The organism is Enterococcus sp. LJL98 (genome assembly GCF_054871745.1).
This window is the reverse complement of sequence record NZ_JBTXLU010000002.1, coordinates 1-15710: the sequence shown is the minus strand read 5'-3', so window position 1 is coordinate 15710 and position 15710 is coordinate 1. Positions and strand designations below refer to the sequence as shown.

At 39.4% G+C, this 15710-nt stretch carries 18 protein-coding genes, 1 rRNA gene and 1 other RNA gene; 15 read left to right on the top strand and 5 right to left on the bottom strand.

Annotation, left to right across the window (positions count from 1 at the left end; translation table 11 throughout):
• The first annotated feature begins 97 nt into the window (after positions 1–97).
• Entirely contained in the window at positions 98–1111 is a 1014-nt protein-coding gene (locus ACYSNO_RS03735; protein WP_461729733.1) for a Gfo/Idh/MocA family protein, read from the top strand.
• A gap of 88 nt (positions 1112–1199) precedes the next feature.
• Here ACYSNO_RS03735 and dapB read toward each other — a convergent pair whose 3' ends face one another.
• Positions 1200–1958 carry a 4-hydroxy-tetrahydrodipicolinate reductase gene (gene dapB / locus ACYSNO_RS03730; RefSeq protein WP_461729732.1) on the bottom strand — a complete coding sequence of 253 codons (759 nt, stop codon included), beginning with the start codon at positions 1956–1958 and terminating at the stop codon, positions 1200–1202.
• Positions 1958–2851 carry a 4-hydroxy-tetrahydrodipicolinate synthase gene (dapA, locus tag ACYSNO_RS03725; protein WP_461729731.1) on the bottom strand — a complete coding sequence of 298 codons (894 nt, stop codon included), beginning with the start codon at positions 2849–2851 and terminating at the stop codon, positions 1958–1960. The genes dapB and dapA overlap by 1 nt, the downstream gene beginning before the upstream one ends.
• Before the next feature lie 240 nt (positions 2852–3091).
• Here dapA and lysA point away from each other — a divergent pair, with 240 nt between their 5' ends.
• From lysA to ACYSNO_RS03680, 9 genes are all read left to right on the top strand, one after another.
• Complete coding sequence (gene lysA, locus ACYSNO_RS03720; RefSeq protein ID WP_461729730.1) at positions 3092–4387, top strand: diaminopimelate decarboxylase; 1296 nt, start codon at positions 3092–3094, stop codon at positions 4385–4387.
• Between the two features lie 96 nt (positions 4388–4483).
• Complete coding sequence (locus ACYSNO_RS03715) at positions 4484–5197, top strand: zinc metallopeptidase (RefSeq protein ID WP_461729844.1); 714 nt, start codon at positions 4484–4486, stop codon at positions 5195–5197.
• A gap of 138 nt (positions 5198–5335) precedes the next feature.
• On the top strand, positions 5336–5671 hold the full coding sequence (locus ACYSNO_RS03710) for a hypothetical protein (RefSeq protein WP_461729729.1): 336 nt from the start codon (positions 5336–5338) through the stop codon (positions 5669–5671).
• Positions 5672–5747: 76 nt separating this feature from the next.
• Positions 5748–6272, top strand: a complete 525-nt coding sequence (tadA, locus tag ACYSNO_RS03705; RefSeq protein ID WP_461729728.1) for a tRNA adenosine(34) deaminase TadA — start codon at positions 5748–5750, stop codon at positions 6270–6272.
• Positions 6273–6306: 34 nt separating this feature from the next.
• Positions 6307–6405, top strand: an RNA gene (gene ffs / locus ACYSNO_RS03700) — signal recognition particle sRNA small type.
• Positions 6406–6553: 148 nt separating this feature from the next.
• The gene (locus ACYSNO_RS03695; protein ID WP_461729727.1) at positions 6554–7939 is read left to right on the top strand and encodes a bifunctional metallophosphatase/5'-nucleotidase; all 1386 of its coding nucleotides are present in this window, start codon (positions 6554–6556) and stop codon (positions 7937–7939) included.
• Positions 7940–8007: 68 nt separating this feature from the next.
• Entirely contained in the window at positions 8008–8601 is a 594-nt protein-coding gene (locus ACYSNO_RS03690; protein ID WP_461729726.1) for a YutD family protein, read from the top strand.
• Positions 8601–9365 carry a TIGR01457 family HAD-type hydrolase gene (locus tag ACYSNO_RS03685; protein WP_461729725.1) on the top strand — a complete coding sequence of 255 codons (765 nt, stop codon included), beginning with the start codon at positions 8601–8603 and terminating at the stop codon, positions 9363–9365. Before ACYSNO_RS03690 ends, ACYSNO_RS03685 begins: the two co-directional genes overlap by 1 nt.
• A complete protein-coding gene (locus tag ACYSNO_RS03680) occupies positions 9353–10003 on the top strand; it encodes a TIGR01906 family membrane protein (RefSeq protein ID WP_461729724.1) in 651 nt (216 codons plus the stop codon). The genes ACYSNO_RS03685 and ACYSNO_RS03680 overlap by 13 nt, the downstream gene beginning before the upstream one ends.
• A gap of 87 nt (positions 10004–10090) precedes the next feature.
• On the opposite strand, the gene ACYSNO_RS03675 is transcribed toward ACYSNO_RS03680, so the two are convergent.
• Complete coding sequence (locus tag ACYSNO_RS03675) at positions 10091–10588, bottom strand: phosphatidylglycerophosphatase A family protein (protein ID WP_461729723.1); 498 nt, start codon at positions 10586–10588, stop codon at positions 10091–10093.
• Positions 10589–10676: 88 nt separating this feature from the next.
• Here ACYSNO_RS03675 and ACYSNO_RS03670 point away from each other — a divergent pair, with 88 nt between their 5' ends.
• The gene (locus tag ACYSNO_RS03670) at positions 10677–10919 is read left to right on the top strand and encodes a DUF1450 domain-containing protein (RefSeq protein WP_461729722.1); all 243 of its coding nucleotides are present in this window, start codon (positions 10677–10679) and stop codon (positions 10917–10919) included.
• Positions 10920–11039: 120 nt separating this feature from the next.
• Here the strand turns inward: ACYSNO_RS03670 and ACYSNO_RS03665 are convergent, their stop codons facing one another.
• The gene (locus ACYSNO_RS03665; RefSeq protein ID WP_461729721.1) at positions 11040–12017 is read right to left on the bottom strand and encodes an NAD(P)/FAD-dependent oxidoreductase; all 978 of its coding nucleotides are present in this window, start codon (positions 12015–12017) and stop codon (positions 11040–11042) included.
• Between the two features lie 125 nt (positions 12018–12142).
• On the opposite strand from ACYSNO_RS03665, the gene ACYSNO_RS03660 reads away from it, so the two are divergent.
• A complete protein-coding gene (locus tag ACYSNO_RS03660) occupies positions 12143–12733 on the top strand; it encodes a peptidylprolyl isomerase (protein WP_461729720.1) in 591 nt (196 codons plus the stop codon).
• Between the two features lie 328 nt (positions 12734–13061).
• Here the strand turns inward: ACYSNO_RS03660 and ACYSNO_RS03655 are convergent, their stop codons facing one another.
• The gene (locus ACYSNO_RS03655) at positions 13062–14243 is read right to left on the bottom strand and encodes a MalY/PatB family protein (RefSeq protein ID WP_461729719.1); all 1182 of its coding nucleotides are present in this window, start codon (positions 14241–14243) and stop codon (positions 13062–13064) included.
• 88 nt (positions 14244–14331) lie between these two features.
• On the opposite strand from ACYSNO_RS03655, the gene ACYSNO_RS03650 reads away from it, so the two are divergent.
• The 3 genes from ACYSNO_RS03650 to ACYSNO_RS03640 form a co-directional block, all read left to right on the top strand.
• Positions 14332–14718, top strand: coding sequence for a CvfD/Ygs/GSP13 family RNA-binding post-transcriptional regulator (locus tag ACYSNO_RS03650; RefSeq protein ID WP_461729718.1), 387 nt, complete (start codon positions 14332–14334; stop codon positions 14716–14718).
• Positions 14719–14773: 55 nt separating this feature from the next.
• Positions 14774–15139, top strand: coding sequence for a hypothetical protein (locus ACYSNO_RS03645; RefSeq protein WP_461729717.1), 366 nt, complete (start codon positions 14774–14776; stop codon positions 15137–15139).
• Between the two features lie 480 nt (positions 15140–15619).
• Positions 15620–15710, top strand: a 16S ribosomal RNA gene (locus ACYSNO_RS03640); the annotation flags it as partial.

Here is a 15710-nt window from a genome sequence, read left to right as displayed (position 1 = left end):
AAGTTCGTGAAAGAATTGATTCTTGTGTCAATGATCGGCTAAAATAAAAGAAAAAACAGCTTTAAATAACTGTTGTAATAGAAGGAGATGTAGAGAAATGCGATTTGCTCTAGTTACCGCTTGGCACGTACATACAGAAAAATATATGGAAAAAGCTCGAGCTAAAGGAGCCGAGTGTTACTACGTTTGGGACTTTGAGAGAAAACGTGGGGAACTTGCTGCAAAAAAATATGGTGGGAAATTTGAAGCCGACTATCAAAAAATTCTAAGCGATCCTCTCGTTGAAGCAGTGGTAATCGAAGCACCAACGATGATGCATAAAGAGCTACTCTTGTTAGCTGCGCGTCATAAAAAACACATTTTTTGTGAAAAGCCTTTGGCATTAAGCTTAGAAGATTGTTTAGAAATCGAAGCTGCAGTCTATGAGAACCAAGTCAAATTTGTCCTGTCGCTAGAATCATTGTCTCACCCGATTTATCAAAATATCGAGAAGCGAATCAAAGATGGGGCAATAGGAGAAGTGACTTCTGCCTATTTTCGTCGCTCGCACGGTGCAGTGACCCATCAACACCTGCCAGCTTACTGGTTTGATAAGGCACAAGCAGGAGGTGGTGCAACACTTGATTTAGGTTGTCATGGCTTTACCTTATTGCCCTTTTTTTGCGGAAAACCTAAGCAAATTACCTGTTTAATGAATGAGAAATTTGCTAGTGGCGTCGATGAGCAGTCCAGTACGGTCATTGAATTCGAATCAGGGGTGATAGCGACGGCGCAAACGTCGATGATTGGTACCTCTTTAGACAACTATTTGGAATTGGTTGGTACACAAGGTTTGATACAAGTCATTGGCAACGAACATGAAGAGCCGATTGTTTTACTGCAGAGTAACGTGATACCGGGATACGAGAAGAAACGCTCGGTTCCTTTAGCAGAAATAAAAAGGCCGTGTCCTTATCCGATTGAACGCTTTATCGATTTAGTGACGGCTTCATCGGACATGCAAATACCCAATCTTGATTTTGCCATGGCCAAACAAGTTACTCGAATCATAGAGTGTGCGTATGCTTCGGCTCAAACAGGTAAGGCAATATCTTATAAGCCATCTGTTTAATCAGGAGAGGAACGATTGAAAAATCTAGTCAGTGAACAACTTTAAACGAAAAGGACTGCGACATCTTAAGTCACAGTCCTTTTGTTATTTAAGTATTTTGTAGTAAATCATTCATACTATAAAAGCCTTTGGGTTGTTCGACTAAAAATAACCCTGCTTTTAAGGCACCGTTCGCAAAAATACCGCGAGATAAAGCCGTGTGTTTAAATTCAAGTAATTCGTCCTCACCAGCAAAGATGACGGTATGCTCTCCCGGGATCGATCCACCACGTACCGCGTGGATGCCAATCTCATTGATGTTATTTTCGTTTTCATTGCCAGTACGTCCGTGAATGTACTCTTTTTTTGTATGTAAGACGTCATTGATTGAATCTGCTAATAACAAAGCTGTCCCACTAGGCGCATCTTTTTTATAGCGGTGGTGTTTTTCAATCATTTCGATTTGAAAATCTTCTTCTAGAATTGGTGCCACACTTTGCAATGCACGGATGAGTGCGTTGACGCCTAAAGACATATTTGCCGAATAGAAGACAGGGATTTGTTCCGCTGCTTTTTGAATTGTTGCAGTGAGTTCTTCTGAAAGTCCTGTCGTCGCAATAACTACGGGTAGTTGTTTACTTAAGCAGAAATCTAACACATTTTTCGTCATGGAGTGATGGGAAAAATCAATCACGAGGTCGATTTCTTCTTTTACTTCATGTAATGTTTTGTAAATTGGAAAAGAAGTCTGTTCTCCAGGATTACGATCGATTCCTGCGATGAGTTCGACTTTTGGGTGTTGCAAAATGGCTTGTTGAACGACAAGTCCCATTTGTCCATTGCAACCAATCAATAAAACTTTTTTCATCACGCTTCCTCCGATAATAAACCGTAAGCGGCCATTTCTTTTCTTAATAAGGCAATTGTTTCTTCCTCGGGTTGACCAAGAGGTAAACGATAATTGGTTTCAAGGTTTTTTAGTAAGCCAACTGCTGTTTTTACCGGCACGGGATTCACTTCGGAAAAAATCGCATGAATGAGCGGTAATTGTGCTAATTGTGCTTCTTTGGCTTTTTCAAATTTTCCATCAAAATAATCATGGATCATTTGCGAGGTTTGTTTGGGTGCGATATTTCCAATAGTTGAAATCACGCCGCTTCCACCCACAGAAAGCATAGGTAAGACTTGATCGTCATTGCCAGAATACAAAGCGAAGTCTTCATCCACGAGACCAGCAATCGCGACAATTTGCGAAATGTCGCCACTGGCTTCTTTGATTCCTTTAATATTGGGGATTTTCTTTAATTCAGCCACCATGTCGGGGGTTAAGTTAAGGGCCGTTCGTGAAGCAACAGAATATAAAATAACTGGTAACGAAACTTTGGAACAAATCGCTTCATAGTGCGCAACTAAGCTTTTCTTCGTCGCTTTATTATAATAAGGAGTGACAACCAGTAGGCCATCAACACCTCGTTTTTCTGCTTCAACAGAAAGATGCACCCCATGTTGGGTATCATTGGAACCCGTTCCTGCAATGACAGGAATACGGCCGTTCACTTGCTTCACGACGGTCTCAATGACAGCTAGATGCTCCTCATCTATTAGCGTTGAAGCTTCTCCTGTGGTGCCGCATGCAATGATTGCATCGCTACCTTCTTGTACATGCCATTCGGCTAACGCTTTTAATTGCTCGAAATCAACTGAACCATCTTGTTTCATTGGAGTAATTAAAGCGACTCCAGAACCTTTAAAAATTGTCACAGTGAACACGTCCCTTCAAATAGTCAAAAAATGCTTCTTTTAGAAAATATTGTAAAATACTTGATAAATATAGAAATATAGCATAGATTATTAAAATGATAACGATAATATTAGAATAATTCAAGAGGATTCTGACAAATAAATGAAAAAATAATGAACTTCGATGTTAAGAAGAGGCGAACCGGTTTTATCGAATTCGTTTTACAAAGGATTGTTCAAAAAGAATAGGAGTAAAAAAGAATGAAAACTATTAAAAATAACCATCTATACTGGGACGGTTGTGATACTGTTGCCTTGGCAAAAAATTACGGGACACCTTTATATGTTGTTTCAGAAACAGCGATCGTTGCAGAGTGTCAAGCGCTGCAAACCGATTTTATACAAAAGTACGAAAATGTTCGAGTGGCCTATGCATCCAAAGCTTTTAATACGCTAGCGATGTTAAAAATCGTTGAAAGAGAGGGTCTATGTTTGGATGTTGTCAGTGGAGGTGAATTGTATACGGCAATAGCAGCGGATTATCCTGCTGAAAAAATTGAGTTCAATGGAAATAACAAATCACTGGATGAGCTGCGCATGGCTCTTGAATATGGTGTTGGCCGAATCATTGTGGATAGTTTGCAAGAATTACAATGGTTAATCGCTTTGTGTCAGGAGAAACAGACAAAAGCAAACATTCTTTTTCGAATCACGCCAGAAGTGGAAGTTGCAACGCATGATTTTATATCGACCGGACAAAAAGATTCCAAATTTGGGATTCCTTTGGAGGAAGAAATACTCTTTTCGTTAATCAATCAAGCGATTGAAGCACCGGAAATTGAGTTTTACGGGTTGCATTTTCATATTGGTAGCCAGTTAGCTACGAATGACACGCACTTGTTAGCCGCTGAAACAGCCTTACATTTGGTTTTAAAAATCAAAGAAGTTTTTGACTATGAATTGAAAGAATTAAACTACGGTGGAGGCTTTGGTGTGCGCTATTTGCCAGAAGATACGCGCCAACCGTATCAGTATTTTTTAGACCCTTTAATGGCATTAACCGACAGTTTTTGTGAAAAGCATCAGCTAACGCGTCCAACGATTGTGATTGAACCTGGGCGGAGTATTGTTGCAGAAGCAGGGATTACTTTACATCAAATTGGGAGTATTAAAGAAGTGCCGGGAGTTCGTAAATATGTGGCGATTGACGGTGGGATGACGGATAATATTCGTCCAGGATTGTATGAAGCGAAATATACAGGAATGCTCGCTAACAAGGCGGCAGAACCTGAAGAAGAAGTCGTGACGATTGCCGGTAAGGCTTGCGAAAGTACGGATATTTTAATCAAAGATTTAGCCTTACCAAAAGTAGAAACAGGTGATCTTTTTGCGACTTTTTCAACGGGTGCTTATGGTTATTCAATGGCCAGCAATTATAATAAATTGTGCATTCCAGCAGTTGTGTTAGTGAACGACGGCAAAGCGGAAGTGATTGTTCAGAGACAAACCTATCAACAATTAATCCAAAATGAACGAGTCCCGACATCGTTTCAATAGGCGTTTCGTCTTCTTTTATTGAAAACTTCATTCTTTTTTCATAAAATTCCATTATAATGATTGTGATAGAAGAAAGAGAAGGGAGATCTGACAATGATGTACGGTTATGGTTTGTTTTTTGATTCGACGTTTATTTTAGTCATTATCGGTATGGTTCTTTCGATGGCTGCTTCTGCTTACGTGAAAAGTACCTTTCATAAGTTCGATCAAGTACGAAGTCGCAATCAAGTGTCTGGCACGCAAGCCGCGCAGTATATTTTAGAAAAAGAAGGAATTCATAATGTAGGGGTTCAAGGGATTGCTGGAAATCTCACGGATAATTATAATGCGCGTACGAAAATTTTGAGTTTATCACAAGCAACGGCTCAAGCGACCTCGGTAGCGGCGATTGGTGTGGCTGCGCATGAATGTGGACATGCTGTTCAAGATGCGGTTGGTTACGGGCCCTTAAAATTGCGAGCAGCGATCGTTCCAGTAGCGAATCTAGGCTCAACCTTATCGATGCCACTGATTTTGATCGGTCTTTTGATTAGTGGGAATAGTGGGAATTTTATCATTAATTTAGGCCTGCTCGCTTTTTCGATGGCCTTTTTGTTCCAATTAGTGACCTTACCAGTTGAGTTTGATGCTTCAAGAAGAGCGTTAAAAATATTGAGCGAAGGGGGCTTGCTGACGGAAGAAGAAGTTCCGATGGCCCGTCGCGTTTTATTTGCAGCTGCTTTAACTTATGTGGCAGCAGCGATTGCGACCTTGCTTCAGTTACTACGTTTAGTCCTTTTATTTGGAAACCGCGGTAACAATCGCAATTAATCAAAACAAAATAAAAGGAAGTAAAATTTGTTTGCAGTTAAAGAGGCGTTCTGTCGTTATTTCCGTCATGGATTTTAATTCTTATATTTTGAAAATCGTGGTATGATAGAAACAAATGAGCGAAGGAGCTGAGACGAAATGAAAACATCAACAAAAGTAACCGTTGGATTAGGCATTGCAGCTGTTGCGAGTATCGCAACAACCGTGATTGTCTCTGAGAAAATTGTTAAGAAAGTCGTACAACTTTCCAATCGTAAGAAAGTAAAAAACTTTGTTAAAGTAAAGTTCAAAGGGAATGAGAAGCTACTAAATGTCATTGATAACTTAAATGATGAAGAAATTGCAAGTCTCATTCGAACAGGTGAAAAAATTGGAAAAGGGTGTGAGCGCGTTGCACATTACGGTGAAAATGTAAAGGCAGCAACCGGTCATACGAAAGACAAATTATCTGAAATTGTCGATTCAATCTTTTAATTCGTGTAAAATAAGGTGAAGAGTCCTGTAGACGACTTGCCTTATTTTTTTTGATTAATTTTTTTGAGGTGAAAGAGTGGAGAAAAAAAGTACGTTAACACAAGAAGAGAAAGAATTTTTTATGCGAGCGGCGATTCGTGAGGCAGAAAAAGCGAAAGGACAAGCTGAAGTGCCAATCGGTGCAGTCGTTGTCCGAAACAAGGAGATTATTGGTCGTGGACATAATTTAAGAGAAACGACACAAAACGCAACCGCCCATGCGGAAATGATGGCTATTCAAGAAGCGTGTGCTCATTTAACGAATTTTCGCTTAGAAGAGGCCCAATTATTTGTCACACTGGAGCCTTGTCCAATGTGTAGCGGAGCCATTTTACTCTCTCGAATCGAAGAAGTTTATTTTGGTGCTTATGATCCAAAAGGGGGGACGGCCGGAAGTTTATTGAACCTTTTAGAAGATCAACGCTTTAATCATTGGTGTTATTTAGAATCACAAATCTTGCAACAAGAATGCAGCCAACTCCTCTCAGATTTTTTTCGAGCATTACGTCAACGAAAGAAAGCAGAAAAAGAAAAAAAGAGAGAAAATAACAAAAAAGACTAGCCTTTCGAGCGAGAATGGGTTATACTATATTTTGCCGCAAGGCTAGGACAATGAGAACGTTGTGAAGCGTGTCAGATCTGGAAGGAAGCAGCACTAAGCAGCGGTTCTCATGTGTCTGATTGTTTTGATTCATCGCGACTGGATGACAAAATGAAAAATGGGGAAACCCTTTTATAAATAACGATATCCAAAACCTAAGTTGAGAAAGCTTAGGTTTTTTTTATGTTCTCAAACGATTTTTCACAGTATAATGGATGGAAGAAAAGAAAGTGGTGAAGGAAATGGAACAAATTCGCATCATTCACACGAATGATTTGCATTCCCACTTGGAAAAATGGCCAAAGATTCGGCGGTTTATTCAAGAACGGCAGCGACCAACAGCGGATGAAGCAGTGATGACCGTCGATCTAGGTGATTTTTCAGATCGCTGGCATCCGCTCACTGAAGCAACTCAAGGAAAGGCCAATGTTGGCTTAATGAATCAGGTGCAGTATGATTACGCAACAATTGGTAATAATGAAGGAACAGGAAATAGTAAAGCGGAGTTGGATTGTTTGTATGAGGAGGCGAATTTTCAAGTGCTCTTAGCCAATTTGTTTGACAACCGTACTTTGGCTCTTCCTCATTGGGCTAAACCTTATCATATTCAAACGACTGCAAAAGGAACCAAGGTAGGCTTCATTGGTTTGACCGCTTATTTTCCTTTAACCTATCAACCAAACGGCTGGGATATTCGTGCTTGGCAAGAAGTGCTACCGCAGTTAGCTGTCCGTTTGAAAAAAGAGGTTGATGTCCTCGTTCTCTTGAGTCATCTAGGTGTCGAAGAAGATATTCAAATTGCAAAAGAAATCCCAGCGATTGACGTCATTTTAGGTTCTCATACACATCATCTATTTGAAAAAGGGGAGCTTGTGAACGAGACCTTGTTAGCTGCAGCCGGTCGCTTTGGACTATATGTAGGGGAAGTTGAGTTGGAAATCAATCAAGCCAAACAAATCGTTCGCAAACAAGCTCGGACCTTTCCAACAGATGAAATGCTTGCTTTACCAGAAGATGTGCAAGAAATTGAAGGGTATTTACAGGCGGGTCAAAAACAACTACAACAGTTCATTGTCGGCCAGCTCCCGCGTTCACTTCCCATCCATCAACCGGGACAAAATGATTTGGTGAGTGAAACATTAACGGCGCTTAAAAATCGTGGGCAGACAGCCGTTGCGATGCTAAATACCGGTCTCTTTTTAGGCCCTTTATCGAAAGGGCCTGTGAATCAAGAAGATTTACATCAGATTTTACCGCATCCGATGCACTTGATTCGGGTTACTTTACAAGGCCGTGATTTTATCCGTCTAGTAAAAGAAATCGAAAAAAATCGCGCGTTTTTACACCGTTTTCCGATTGTTGGGATGGGCTTTCGTGGGAAACGTTTTGGCGAGATTGTTTACACAGGTTTTCATTATGACCAAACGAATGATTGTGTGACTTGGCAAGGAAGCGAGGTCCTTCCGACAGCTTTGTATACATTTACGACGGTTGATCATTGGTCCTTTATTCCTTTTTTTCCAACAATTGAAATTGCAGGGGAAATTGAATTTTTATTTCCTGATTTTATCCGGACGGTTTTGGGTGCGCATTTGACGCAACAGTATCCCGTCGTCTTTGATGAGTAGACTTTCCATCGGTTATCGGCTATTCAAGGAACAAAAAACAGGGTATAATAAAACAAGGTGGTGAAAAAATGAGCGGAAAACAAAAAAACTTAACCGAGGAATTGACGGCCGTTTTAGAAGAAATTGTCGAAGAACCGGTCGTAAAAGAATCCAAAAAAGGTGAGGCTGTTGTCGTTTTAAGCGAGACAGACTTTATGATAGGAAACCGTCAGTACAAACTTGTAGCGAACTATCGTGAAGGTTTTGTACTTGAAAAAATAGGCGAGCGCTACAGCGAAGTTTTAGCTCGTTATGATTACATTGTGGGCGATTGGGGATATGAGCAACTTCGATTGCGTGGTTTCTTTGAAGCGAGTAATCGAAAGGCAATGCCAGAACAACGAATTGACGCATTAGAAGACTATTTATATGAATATTGTAATTTTGGCTGCGCTTATTTTGTGATTCAACGTGTGGGTGGCAAGCGAGAAAAAAACCAACAACGTCGTCGAAAACCGAAACAGCCGACCAATCAAGCACACATTAGTGAAAAGAAAGAATTTGTAAAGTCACAAAAAGTCAAACCAAAAGCAAAAATAAAAAATCGACAACCGAAAGTAAAAACGGACGAAGAGAAAAAAGAAAAAAATAAAGGATTTACAATCAGGAAAAGAGAAGATTAATGAAATATAATGGTTATTTAATTGATTTAGATGGGACGATTTATTTAGGAAAAGAAATCATTCCAGCTGGTAAGCGTTTTGTTGAAACCTTACAAAAAAAAGACATCCCTTTTTTATTCGTCACGAATAATACGACAAAGACACCTGAAACGGTGGCGAAGCGTCTAAAAGAAGAATTTTCTTTACAAGTGAATCAAAAGGACATCTACACGGCGGCCCTTGCGACTGTTGATTTTATGAAAGATGCAAAAAAAGGATCCAAAGTATATGTGATTGGTGAAGCAGGCCTGATTCAACTCATCTTACAAGCTGGTTTTGAGTGGGAAGAGAAAAATCCGGATTATGTGGTTGTTGGCTTAGATTCGGAAGTGACCTATGAAAAACTGATGCTTGCGACTTTAGCGATCAGGGGAGGGGCACTCTTTATCGGAACCAATCCGGATAAAAATATCCCCACAGAAAAAGGGTTAATTCCTGGGGCGGGTTCCCTCATCGCGTTAATTGAGACCGCGACCCAACAAGCACCCGTTTATATTGGAAAACCGGAAGCGATTATTATGGAAAAAGCCCTCGGACAGATGCAAATGAGTAAAGAAGAAGTCTTAATGGTGGGAGACAACTATGAAACGGACATCCAATCCGGACTGAAAAATGGGATTGATTCGTTACTTGTTTTGTCTGGCTTTACACCGAAAGCTGCCGTTCCTCATTTGCCAAAATCACCTACCTACATTGTGGATAGTCTCGATGAATGGTTGTTTTAATGATGAAAAATAATCAAAGAAAATGGCTCGAACGTGGGGGACTTTTGAGCTTGTTTTTATCAATCATTAGTTTTTCAATTACCTTTACCATTCAATTTCGACCACTTTATCATTGGATGATTGCTAAAGAACATTTGACTGAAGTCTCAGGTTTGACAGAGGAAACTTTACGTTACAATTATCGTTTGTTGCTACAATTTTTGAACCGTCCGTGGGTGAAAGAATTAAAGTTACCCGATTTTCCGATGTCAGAAGCGGGCTTGGGACATTTTTATGATGTAAAGGCTTTGTTTCTACTAAATTACGGTGTTTTGCTCGTCACAATCGTTCCAAGTGTGATTTTTCTATACATGCTTGTGAAAGAACATAGACAATGGCGTTTGGTGCGCCCCATGCAGTGGGGGATGCTTCTTCCTGTCGGTTTGCTCGGCGTGATGGCCGTTGGTTTTAACCAGTTTTTTGTCATGTTCCATGAACTTTTCTTTCGCAATGACGACTGGCTCTTTGATCCATTAACAGATCCAATTATTACTGTTTTACCGGAATCTTTTTTTATGTGGTGTTTTATTTTGTTTTTTATCGTACTGGAATTCTTATTGTTCCTCTTACTTCGACTGGGGAAACGCCCAATCAAATAAAAAAACGGACAGAAGTCTATCAATTGTTGCGCCTGAATCATTGCATTCAGAGGCAAAGAAAGAGGGCTTTCCAGTCCGTTTTTTGCTTTATTCTGTTGTTTCAGGATGACTATGGGCTAAGCGGCTGGCAGCAGCCGCAGCGATGGCACCGACAATATCGTCTAAGAAAGTATGGACCCGGTCACCGTCTTTGTCATTTAATTTTGCTAAAATACCTGGTTTGACTTTATCGATGTAACCGTAATTTGTAAAGCCAATCGAACCATAGACATTGACGATGGATAAAGCCAAGATTTCATCAATGCCGTAAAGACCTTCGTCTTCTTCGACAATACTTTGAAGCGGTTGGAGTAATTTATCTTCTTCCGCTAAGATATCCAGTTGAATGCCCGTTAAAATCGTGTTGTGCACTTCTCGTTTCGTTAAGACGGCATTCACGCTATCAATACAAGTTTCTAAGGTCAGGTGGGGGATATATTCAACTTGTAAAAACATCACTAATTCTGCGATATCGACAATCGACACGCCGCGATCTCCAAGTAATTGCCGTGCTTTTTCTTCTAAAGTGCTTGTTTCAAAATGCATGTTTAAAACCCTCCAATCAAATTGATGTTCGCAGTATTTATTTCATGTTATACTATTTTTAGTTTTCAAGCAAAGGAAAGTGGTAAAAATGTTCCCTCTTGTAGAATTTTGCCAAACAAATTTGGCTCATGGGACACAGCTCGTTTTAGATGCAGTGGAAGCGATGGATGAAGTCGATGTGATGGTGAGTAGTTGCTTAAGCGAATGTAGTTATTGTGCACAGTTTCCTTTTTGTCTTTTTGAAGGGGAGCGGATTGGCGCTGAAACACCCGAAGCATTGTTAATTCTTGTGCAACAAAAATTGCGTGAGTGGCACGAGGAATATAGTTAAATAAAAAAACAAGGGCCTGTGACGAAAGTTGCCAGCCCTTGTTTTTATAGAAGTATCTGTTTTAAAATAAGTAGACAAATCCTTTCATCGTCTACTCGTTTTTCGTTTTTTTTCACCTGCTTATTGACCAAAAATACTTGTACTGTGGGCAGGTTGTGTCCGGTTTTTCGGATTAATGTAGTGGAGGGCATTATTGATTGCGGTCGGAGCCTCACCAAAACCAGTAGCAATCAATTTGACTTTACCTTCGTATTGCACGATATCGCCACAAGCATAGACGCCTTCCATTGAGGTGCGCATGTCAGGGTGAACAATGATTCCTTGTCGCGTGCTGTTTAACCCCCACTCTTTTAAGTTGAGTGTCGATGAAAAGCCATAGTTAACGATTAAATAATCAACGGACAAATCAATGGTTTCTTCACCTTTGACTTTTTCCAGATGAACGGTCTCTAGGGAACGGTCTCCTGAAATCTCTTTGATTAAATAAGGGGTTAACACATTGACAGAAGATTTTTTCAATAATTCAACACTGTGTTCGTGGGCACGAAACTCCGGTCGGCGATGAATAAGGGTCACCTCTTTTGCAATGGGTTCGAGCATTAAAGCCCAATCGATGGCCGAGTCTCCACCACCAGCAATTGCAACTTTTTTTCCAGCGTATTTCATTAAATCTGTCACGTAATAATCAATTCCGCGTCCTTCAAAAGACTCGGCGTTTTCTAAAGCGAGTTTTCGTGGTTGGAAAGAACCATTTCCTAAAGCTAAAATAACTGCACGAGAATAATGCACTCGTTTTGTTGTAGTGATTTCAAGGACGTCTTCTTGTCGTTCGATTTTTAAGACTTCTTCTTCTAAACAGTAGCGTTGATTAAAAGTGGTAATTTGTTTTTCTAAATTTTGGACGAGTTCACCAGCTTTAATTTTCGGGTAACCAGGAATATCGTAAATGTATTTCTCGGGATAAAGTGTCGCTAACTGCCCACCGAGTTGTGGTAACGTATCAATAATTTTAGTTTTTGCTTGGCGCATTCCCGCGTAAAAGGCTGCAAACATTCCTGCTGGACCAGCCCCAATAATCGTAATATCATAAATGTCCATTGTGTTCCTCCTTCAAGATTCATTGCTTGACTTCTTTTAATAGTATAGCAAAGAAATTAAAGTGTAGCATTTTTAATGGATTTTCGCTATGATATGAATATAAAAAGATGAAGGAGGAGATTTTTTTGTCTCAATTTCCACAATTAGATTTAGGAAATCAAAAAGGCCCTAAAGCCATTATTAAAACAAATCGCGGGGACATCACCATTCAATTATTCCCAGAACATGCACCAAGAACGGTAGAAAACTTTATTGGGCTGTCGAAGAAAGGCTATTATGATGGGGTGATTTTTCACCGCGTTATTCCTGATTTTATGATTCAAGGCGGCGACCCAACAGGAACAGGTATGGGTGGCGAGAGTATTTTTGGTGAAAAATTTGAAGACGAGTTTTCAAAAGAGCTATTTAACCTTCGTGGTGCGTTATCAATGGCAAACGCAGGTCCAAATACAAACGGAAGCCAATTCTTTATTGTTAACAACGAAAATGTTCCAGCAAACATGGTTAGCCAAATGACAGGCGCAGGCTACCCAGAAGAAGTAGTGGAAATTTACAAACAAGGTGGAACACCATGGTTAGATTTCCGTCATAGTGTTTTTGGTCAAGTGGCAGAAGGCATGGACGTCGTTGATGAAATTGGTGGCGTACAAAGAGGCCCTCAAGACCGTCCGGTTCACGATGTTGTGATTGAGACTGTTGAGATCATCGAAGATTAATCTTCTTAAAAAATGCAAAGAAAGAACTCGAAGACTAGAAAAAAAGTCTCTGAGTTCTTTTTTATTTGAAGTTATTCCCTGCTTTTTTTGGTTTTGTTTAAAAATAAAAATTAAGATAAAAGGGGAAAGCGTTCGATGCCAGCAATTTCTGATTGTACGAAAGGTATCTGCTAAAACGCTCCAATCTGCAAGTTGCGAAACTAAAAACAGAAGAAAGAAAAAGTTGTGTTTTGATGGATTCCCCTAAATGAAGATACCTAAAGTAGAAAGAAACGAAGCGAAGATTCCCAGCATCAAACTTAGAAAGTGGAGAGAGCCGAGGGGCATATTATATTTCACCTAGAGGAGCGAAAATTTCCGCTATTTGCTTCAATCCTTTTTCCAAAAGTTTTCTAGAACAAGCGACGTTGAGACGGACATGCTGAGTACCTGCCGGACCAAAGAAGTCTCCTTGGTTTAATACGACCCGAGCTTCATAGATTAACTTCTGTGTTAATTCGTCATCTGTCAAATTAAAGGCAGAAAAATCAAGCCACATGAGGTAGGTACCTTCAGGCTCCATCACTTTTACTTTCGGCAAGTGGTTTTTAAAAAAGTCGGTCGTCATTTTGATATTTTCTTTTATGTAGTCAAGCAAGTTTTCTAACCATTCTTCTCCCTCGTTGTAGGCAGCTTCTGTTGCGATTAAACCAAAGGAGTTGATTTCACTTTGTCTTGTCGCTTCTTGCAAAGCAATCATTTTTTCTCTTAATTTTTGATTCTTAATAAAAAGCATGGAGTTTTTGACACCAGCTAAATTAAAAGTTTTCGTTGCCGAAGTCAAAACAACCGAGAAGGCTTCGAAACTTGGATCGATTGTTTGAAAAGAGGTAAAGGTGTAGGGGGCTAAAATCAAATCTTGATGGATTTCATCACTGATGACCATGACTTGATGTTTTTGGCAAAGTTGCCCTAACTGTTTTAGTTCCTCTTTGGACCAAACGCGACCACCAGGATTTTGGGGATTACATAAAATGAATAATTTAATATCGTTTTGAATGATGAGGGATTCCATTTCATAAAAATCCATTTGGAATTTGCCATCCACCGTTAAAAGAGTGGAACGAACAAGTTTTCGTTGGTTCTTTTCAATGACCTCACTAAAAGGACGATAGACCGGGTCGTGAATGAGCACGGCGTCTCCGGGGTGCGTATAAGCTTGAACACACATCACAAGGCTAGGGACAACACCTGAATTAAAAAGAATCTCTTCTTTTTTTAGTAAGTAGTGGTGCCTTCTTGCTTGCCAAGAAATAATCGCTTGATAGAGTGAATCTGGCAAGGTATGGTAACCATAAATACCAGCTGCGACATAATTGCTTAAGGCTTTTTGAATTGCAGGAGCGGCACGAAAATCCATATCGGCAACCCAAAAGGCTTCTAAATCAGTGACACCGAAGTTTTTTTCGATACTGTCCCATTTTTCGCTGTTTGTCTGGCGTCGGTTCAATATTTGGTCAAATTGTGACATTTTCTTCCTCCTTCAAAAAAATCTTTCCTTCATTTTCACTTCACTTACTAGTATAATCAAAAAGACAACAATGAAAAGAGGGAGAACGATGGATTGTAAAATAGGAGATGTATTAGAAGGTTTGGTTACAGGAATCCAGCCCTACGGTGCATTTATTTCATTAGATGAAGAAACGCAAGGATTGATTCATGTGTCAGAAGTTCAATCTGGTTATACAAAAAATATCCAAGAAGTTTTACAAATAGGTGAGAAGCTTCAGGTACAAGTCATTGATATTGATGAATACAGTCAAAAAATTAGCTTATCTAGGCGTACGTTAGAAGAACAGTTTATTCAACAAGGAAATCGCAAGAAAAGATATTTCACCAATAAATATAAGAAGATTGGCTTTATGACAATCAAGGAAGCGTTACCGATTTGGATCACTGAAGCGATGGAGGCTCTGCTCAACCAGAAATCAAAGAAAATACAGTAGCATGATTAGAAAAATATGATATGATGGAGCAGTTAGATTAAACGACGAGGTGATAATGTTGAATAAAAAAAAGGTTGCTGGGACGGTTATTTTGCATTTGAAAGACGGAACAAAACGGTTTTTACTTCACAACGCAGGGACGGAAATTAAGTTTCTAACAGTTGAACTCTCAAACGAACGGACAGGGTTAGCCTGTGCCTTGCAATTGTTAAAAGAAGAAGCTTGCCTTGATGTTACGACAATCCAGTTAGTTGAACTAACAAATGGTTTCGAAGACAATGAAAAAATTCCTTTGTTTGTTTTTGAGATGACAGAAAAAGAAGAAGTACCGGTATTACCAACCAATATTTGTTGGGAGGATGCTGAACAGTTTCGGGAACTGATACAAGCGTTTAAAATTGAAGGCATGCCATTCTTTTAATCAAAGTAACCTTTCGAGTGGAAGTAACCAAAGTGTTCTTTAAAAAAGTAGATTGAATAAAAGAAATAATTATGTTATGATTCTGGAAGCATTTAAAAAGAAGAGATGATAACACGTTTGAATAAAACGACTCTGTTGGGTTTCTTCTTAAAAATATGCTTAAAAAAAACAAAAAAAGTGTTGACAATCAATTCGCTTGTTTGTTATTATATAAAAATTGTTGCGAATGACTCGAAAAAATGAATGTTTTTTAAAATAAAAAAACTTCAAAAAAAGTATTGACAATCAATTGTCACGCTGATATGATATAAGAGTTGCTAAAACAACAAGCGAGAAACAACGTAGACCTTTGAAAACTGAACAAAGCAAGCAAACGAACCAATGTGTAGGATGTTTCTATTAATAGAAACAAACACAACAAGCAAGCAATTAAGCTAGCAAAAATTTTGAGCTTAACAATCGAAAGATTGTTTCAACTTTTTTAATGAGAGTTTGATCCTGGCTCAGGACGAACGCTGGCGGCGTGCCTAATACATGCAAGTCGAACGCTTCTTTTTCATCGAACTTCGGT

Bases quoted from the DNA above. Each gene is read 5' to 3' on its own strand.
- ACYSNO_RS03735 (WP_461729733.1), top strand. From the start codon at position 98: ATGCGATTTGCTCTAGTTACCGCTTGGCACGTACATACAGAAAAATAT.
- dapB (WP_461729732.1), bottom strand. From the start codon at position 1,958: ATGAAAAAAGTTTTATTGATTGGTTGCAATGGACAAATGGGACTTGTC.
- lysA (WP_461729730.1), top strand. From the start codon at position 3,092: ATGAAAACTATTAAAAATAACCATCTATACTGGGACGGTTGTGATACT.
- ACYSNO_RS03715 (WP_461729844.1), top strand. From the start codon at position 4,484: ATGTACGGTTATGGTTTGTTTTTTGATTCGACGTTTATTTTAGTCATT.
- ACYSNO_RS03710 (WP_461729729.1), top strand. From the start codon at position 5,336: ATGAAAACATCAACAAAAGTAACCGTTGGATTAGGCATTGCAGCTGTT.
- ACYSNO_RS03695 (WP_461729727.1), top strand. From the start codon at position 6,554: ATGGAACAAATTCGCATCATTCACACGAATGATTTGCATTCCCACTTG.
- ACYSNO_RS03690 (WP_461729726.1), top strand. From the start codon at position 8,008: ATGAGCGGAAAACAAAAAAACTTAACCGAGGAATTGACGGCCGTTTTA.
- ACYSNO_RS03685 (WP_461729725.1), top strand. From the start codon at position 8,601: ATGAAATATAATGGTTATTTAATTGATTTAGATGGGACGATTTATTTA.
- ACYSNO_RS03680 (WP_461729724.1), top strand. From the start codon at position 9,353: ATGGTTGTTTTAATGATGAAAAATAATCAAAGAAAATGGCTCGAACGT.
- ACYSNO_RS03675 (WP_461729723.1), bottom strand. From the start codon at position 10,588: ATGCATTTTGAAACAAGCACTTTAGAAGAAAAAGCACGGCAATTACTT.
- ACYSNO_RS03670 (WP_461729722.1), top strand. From the start codon at position 10,677: ATGTTCCCTCTTGTAGAATTTTGCCAAACAAATTTGGCTCATGGGACA.
- ACYSNO_RS03665 (WP_461729721.1), bottom strand. From the start codon at position 12,017: ATGGACATTTATGATATTACGATTATTGGGGCTGGTCCAGCAGGAATG.
- ACYSNO_RS03655 (WP_461729719.1), bottom strand. From the start codon at position 14,243: ATGTCACAATTTGACCAAATATTGAACCGACGCCAGACAAACAGCGAA.
- ACYSNO_RS03650 (WP_461729718.1), top strand. From the start codon at position 14,332: ATGGATTGTAAAATAGGAGATGTATTAGAAGGTTTGGTTACAGGAATC.
- ACYSNO_RS03645 (WP_461729717.1), top strand. From the start codon at position 14,774: ATGTTGAATAAAAAAAAGGTTGCTGGGACGGTTATTTTGCATTTGAAA.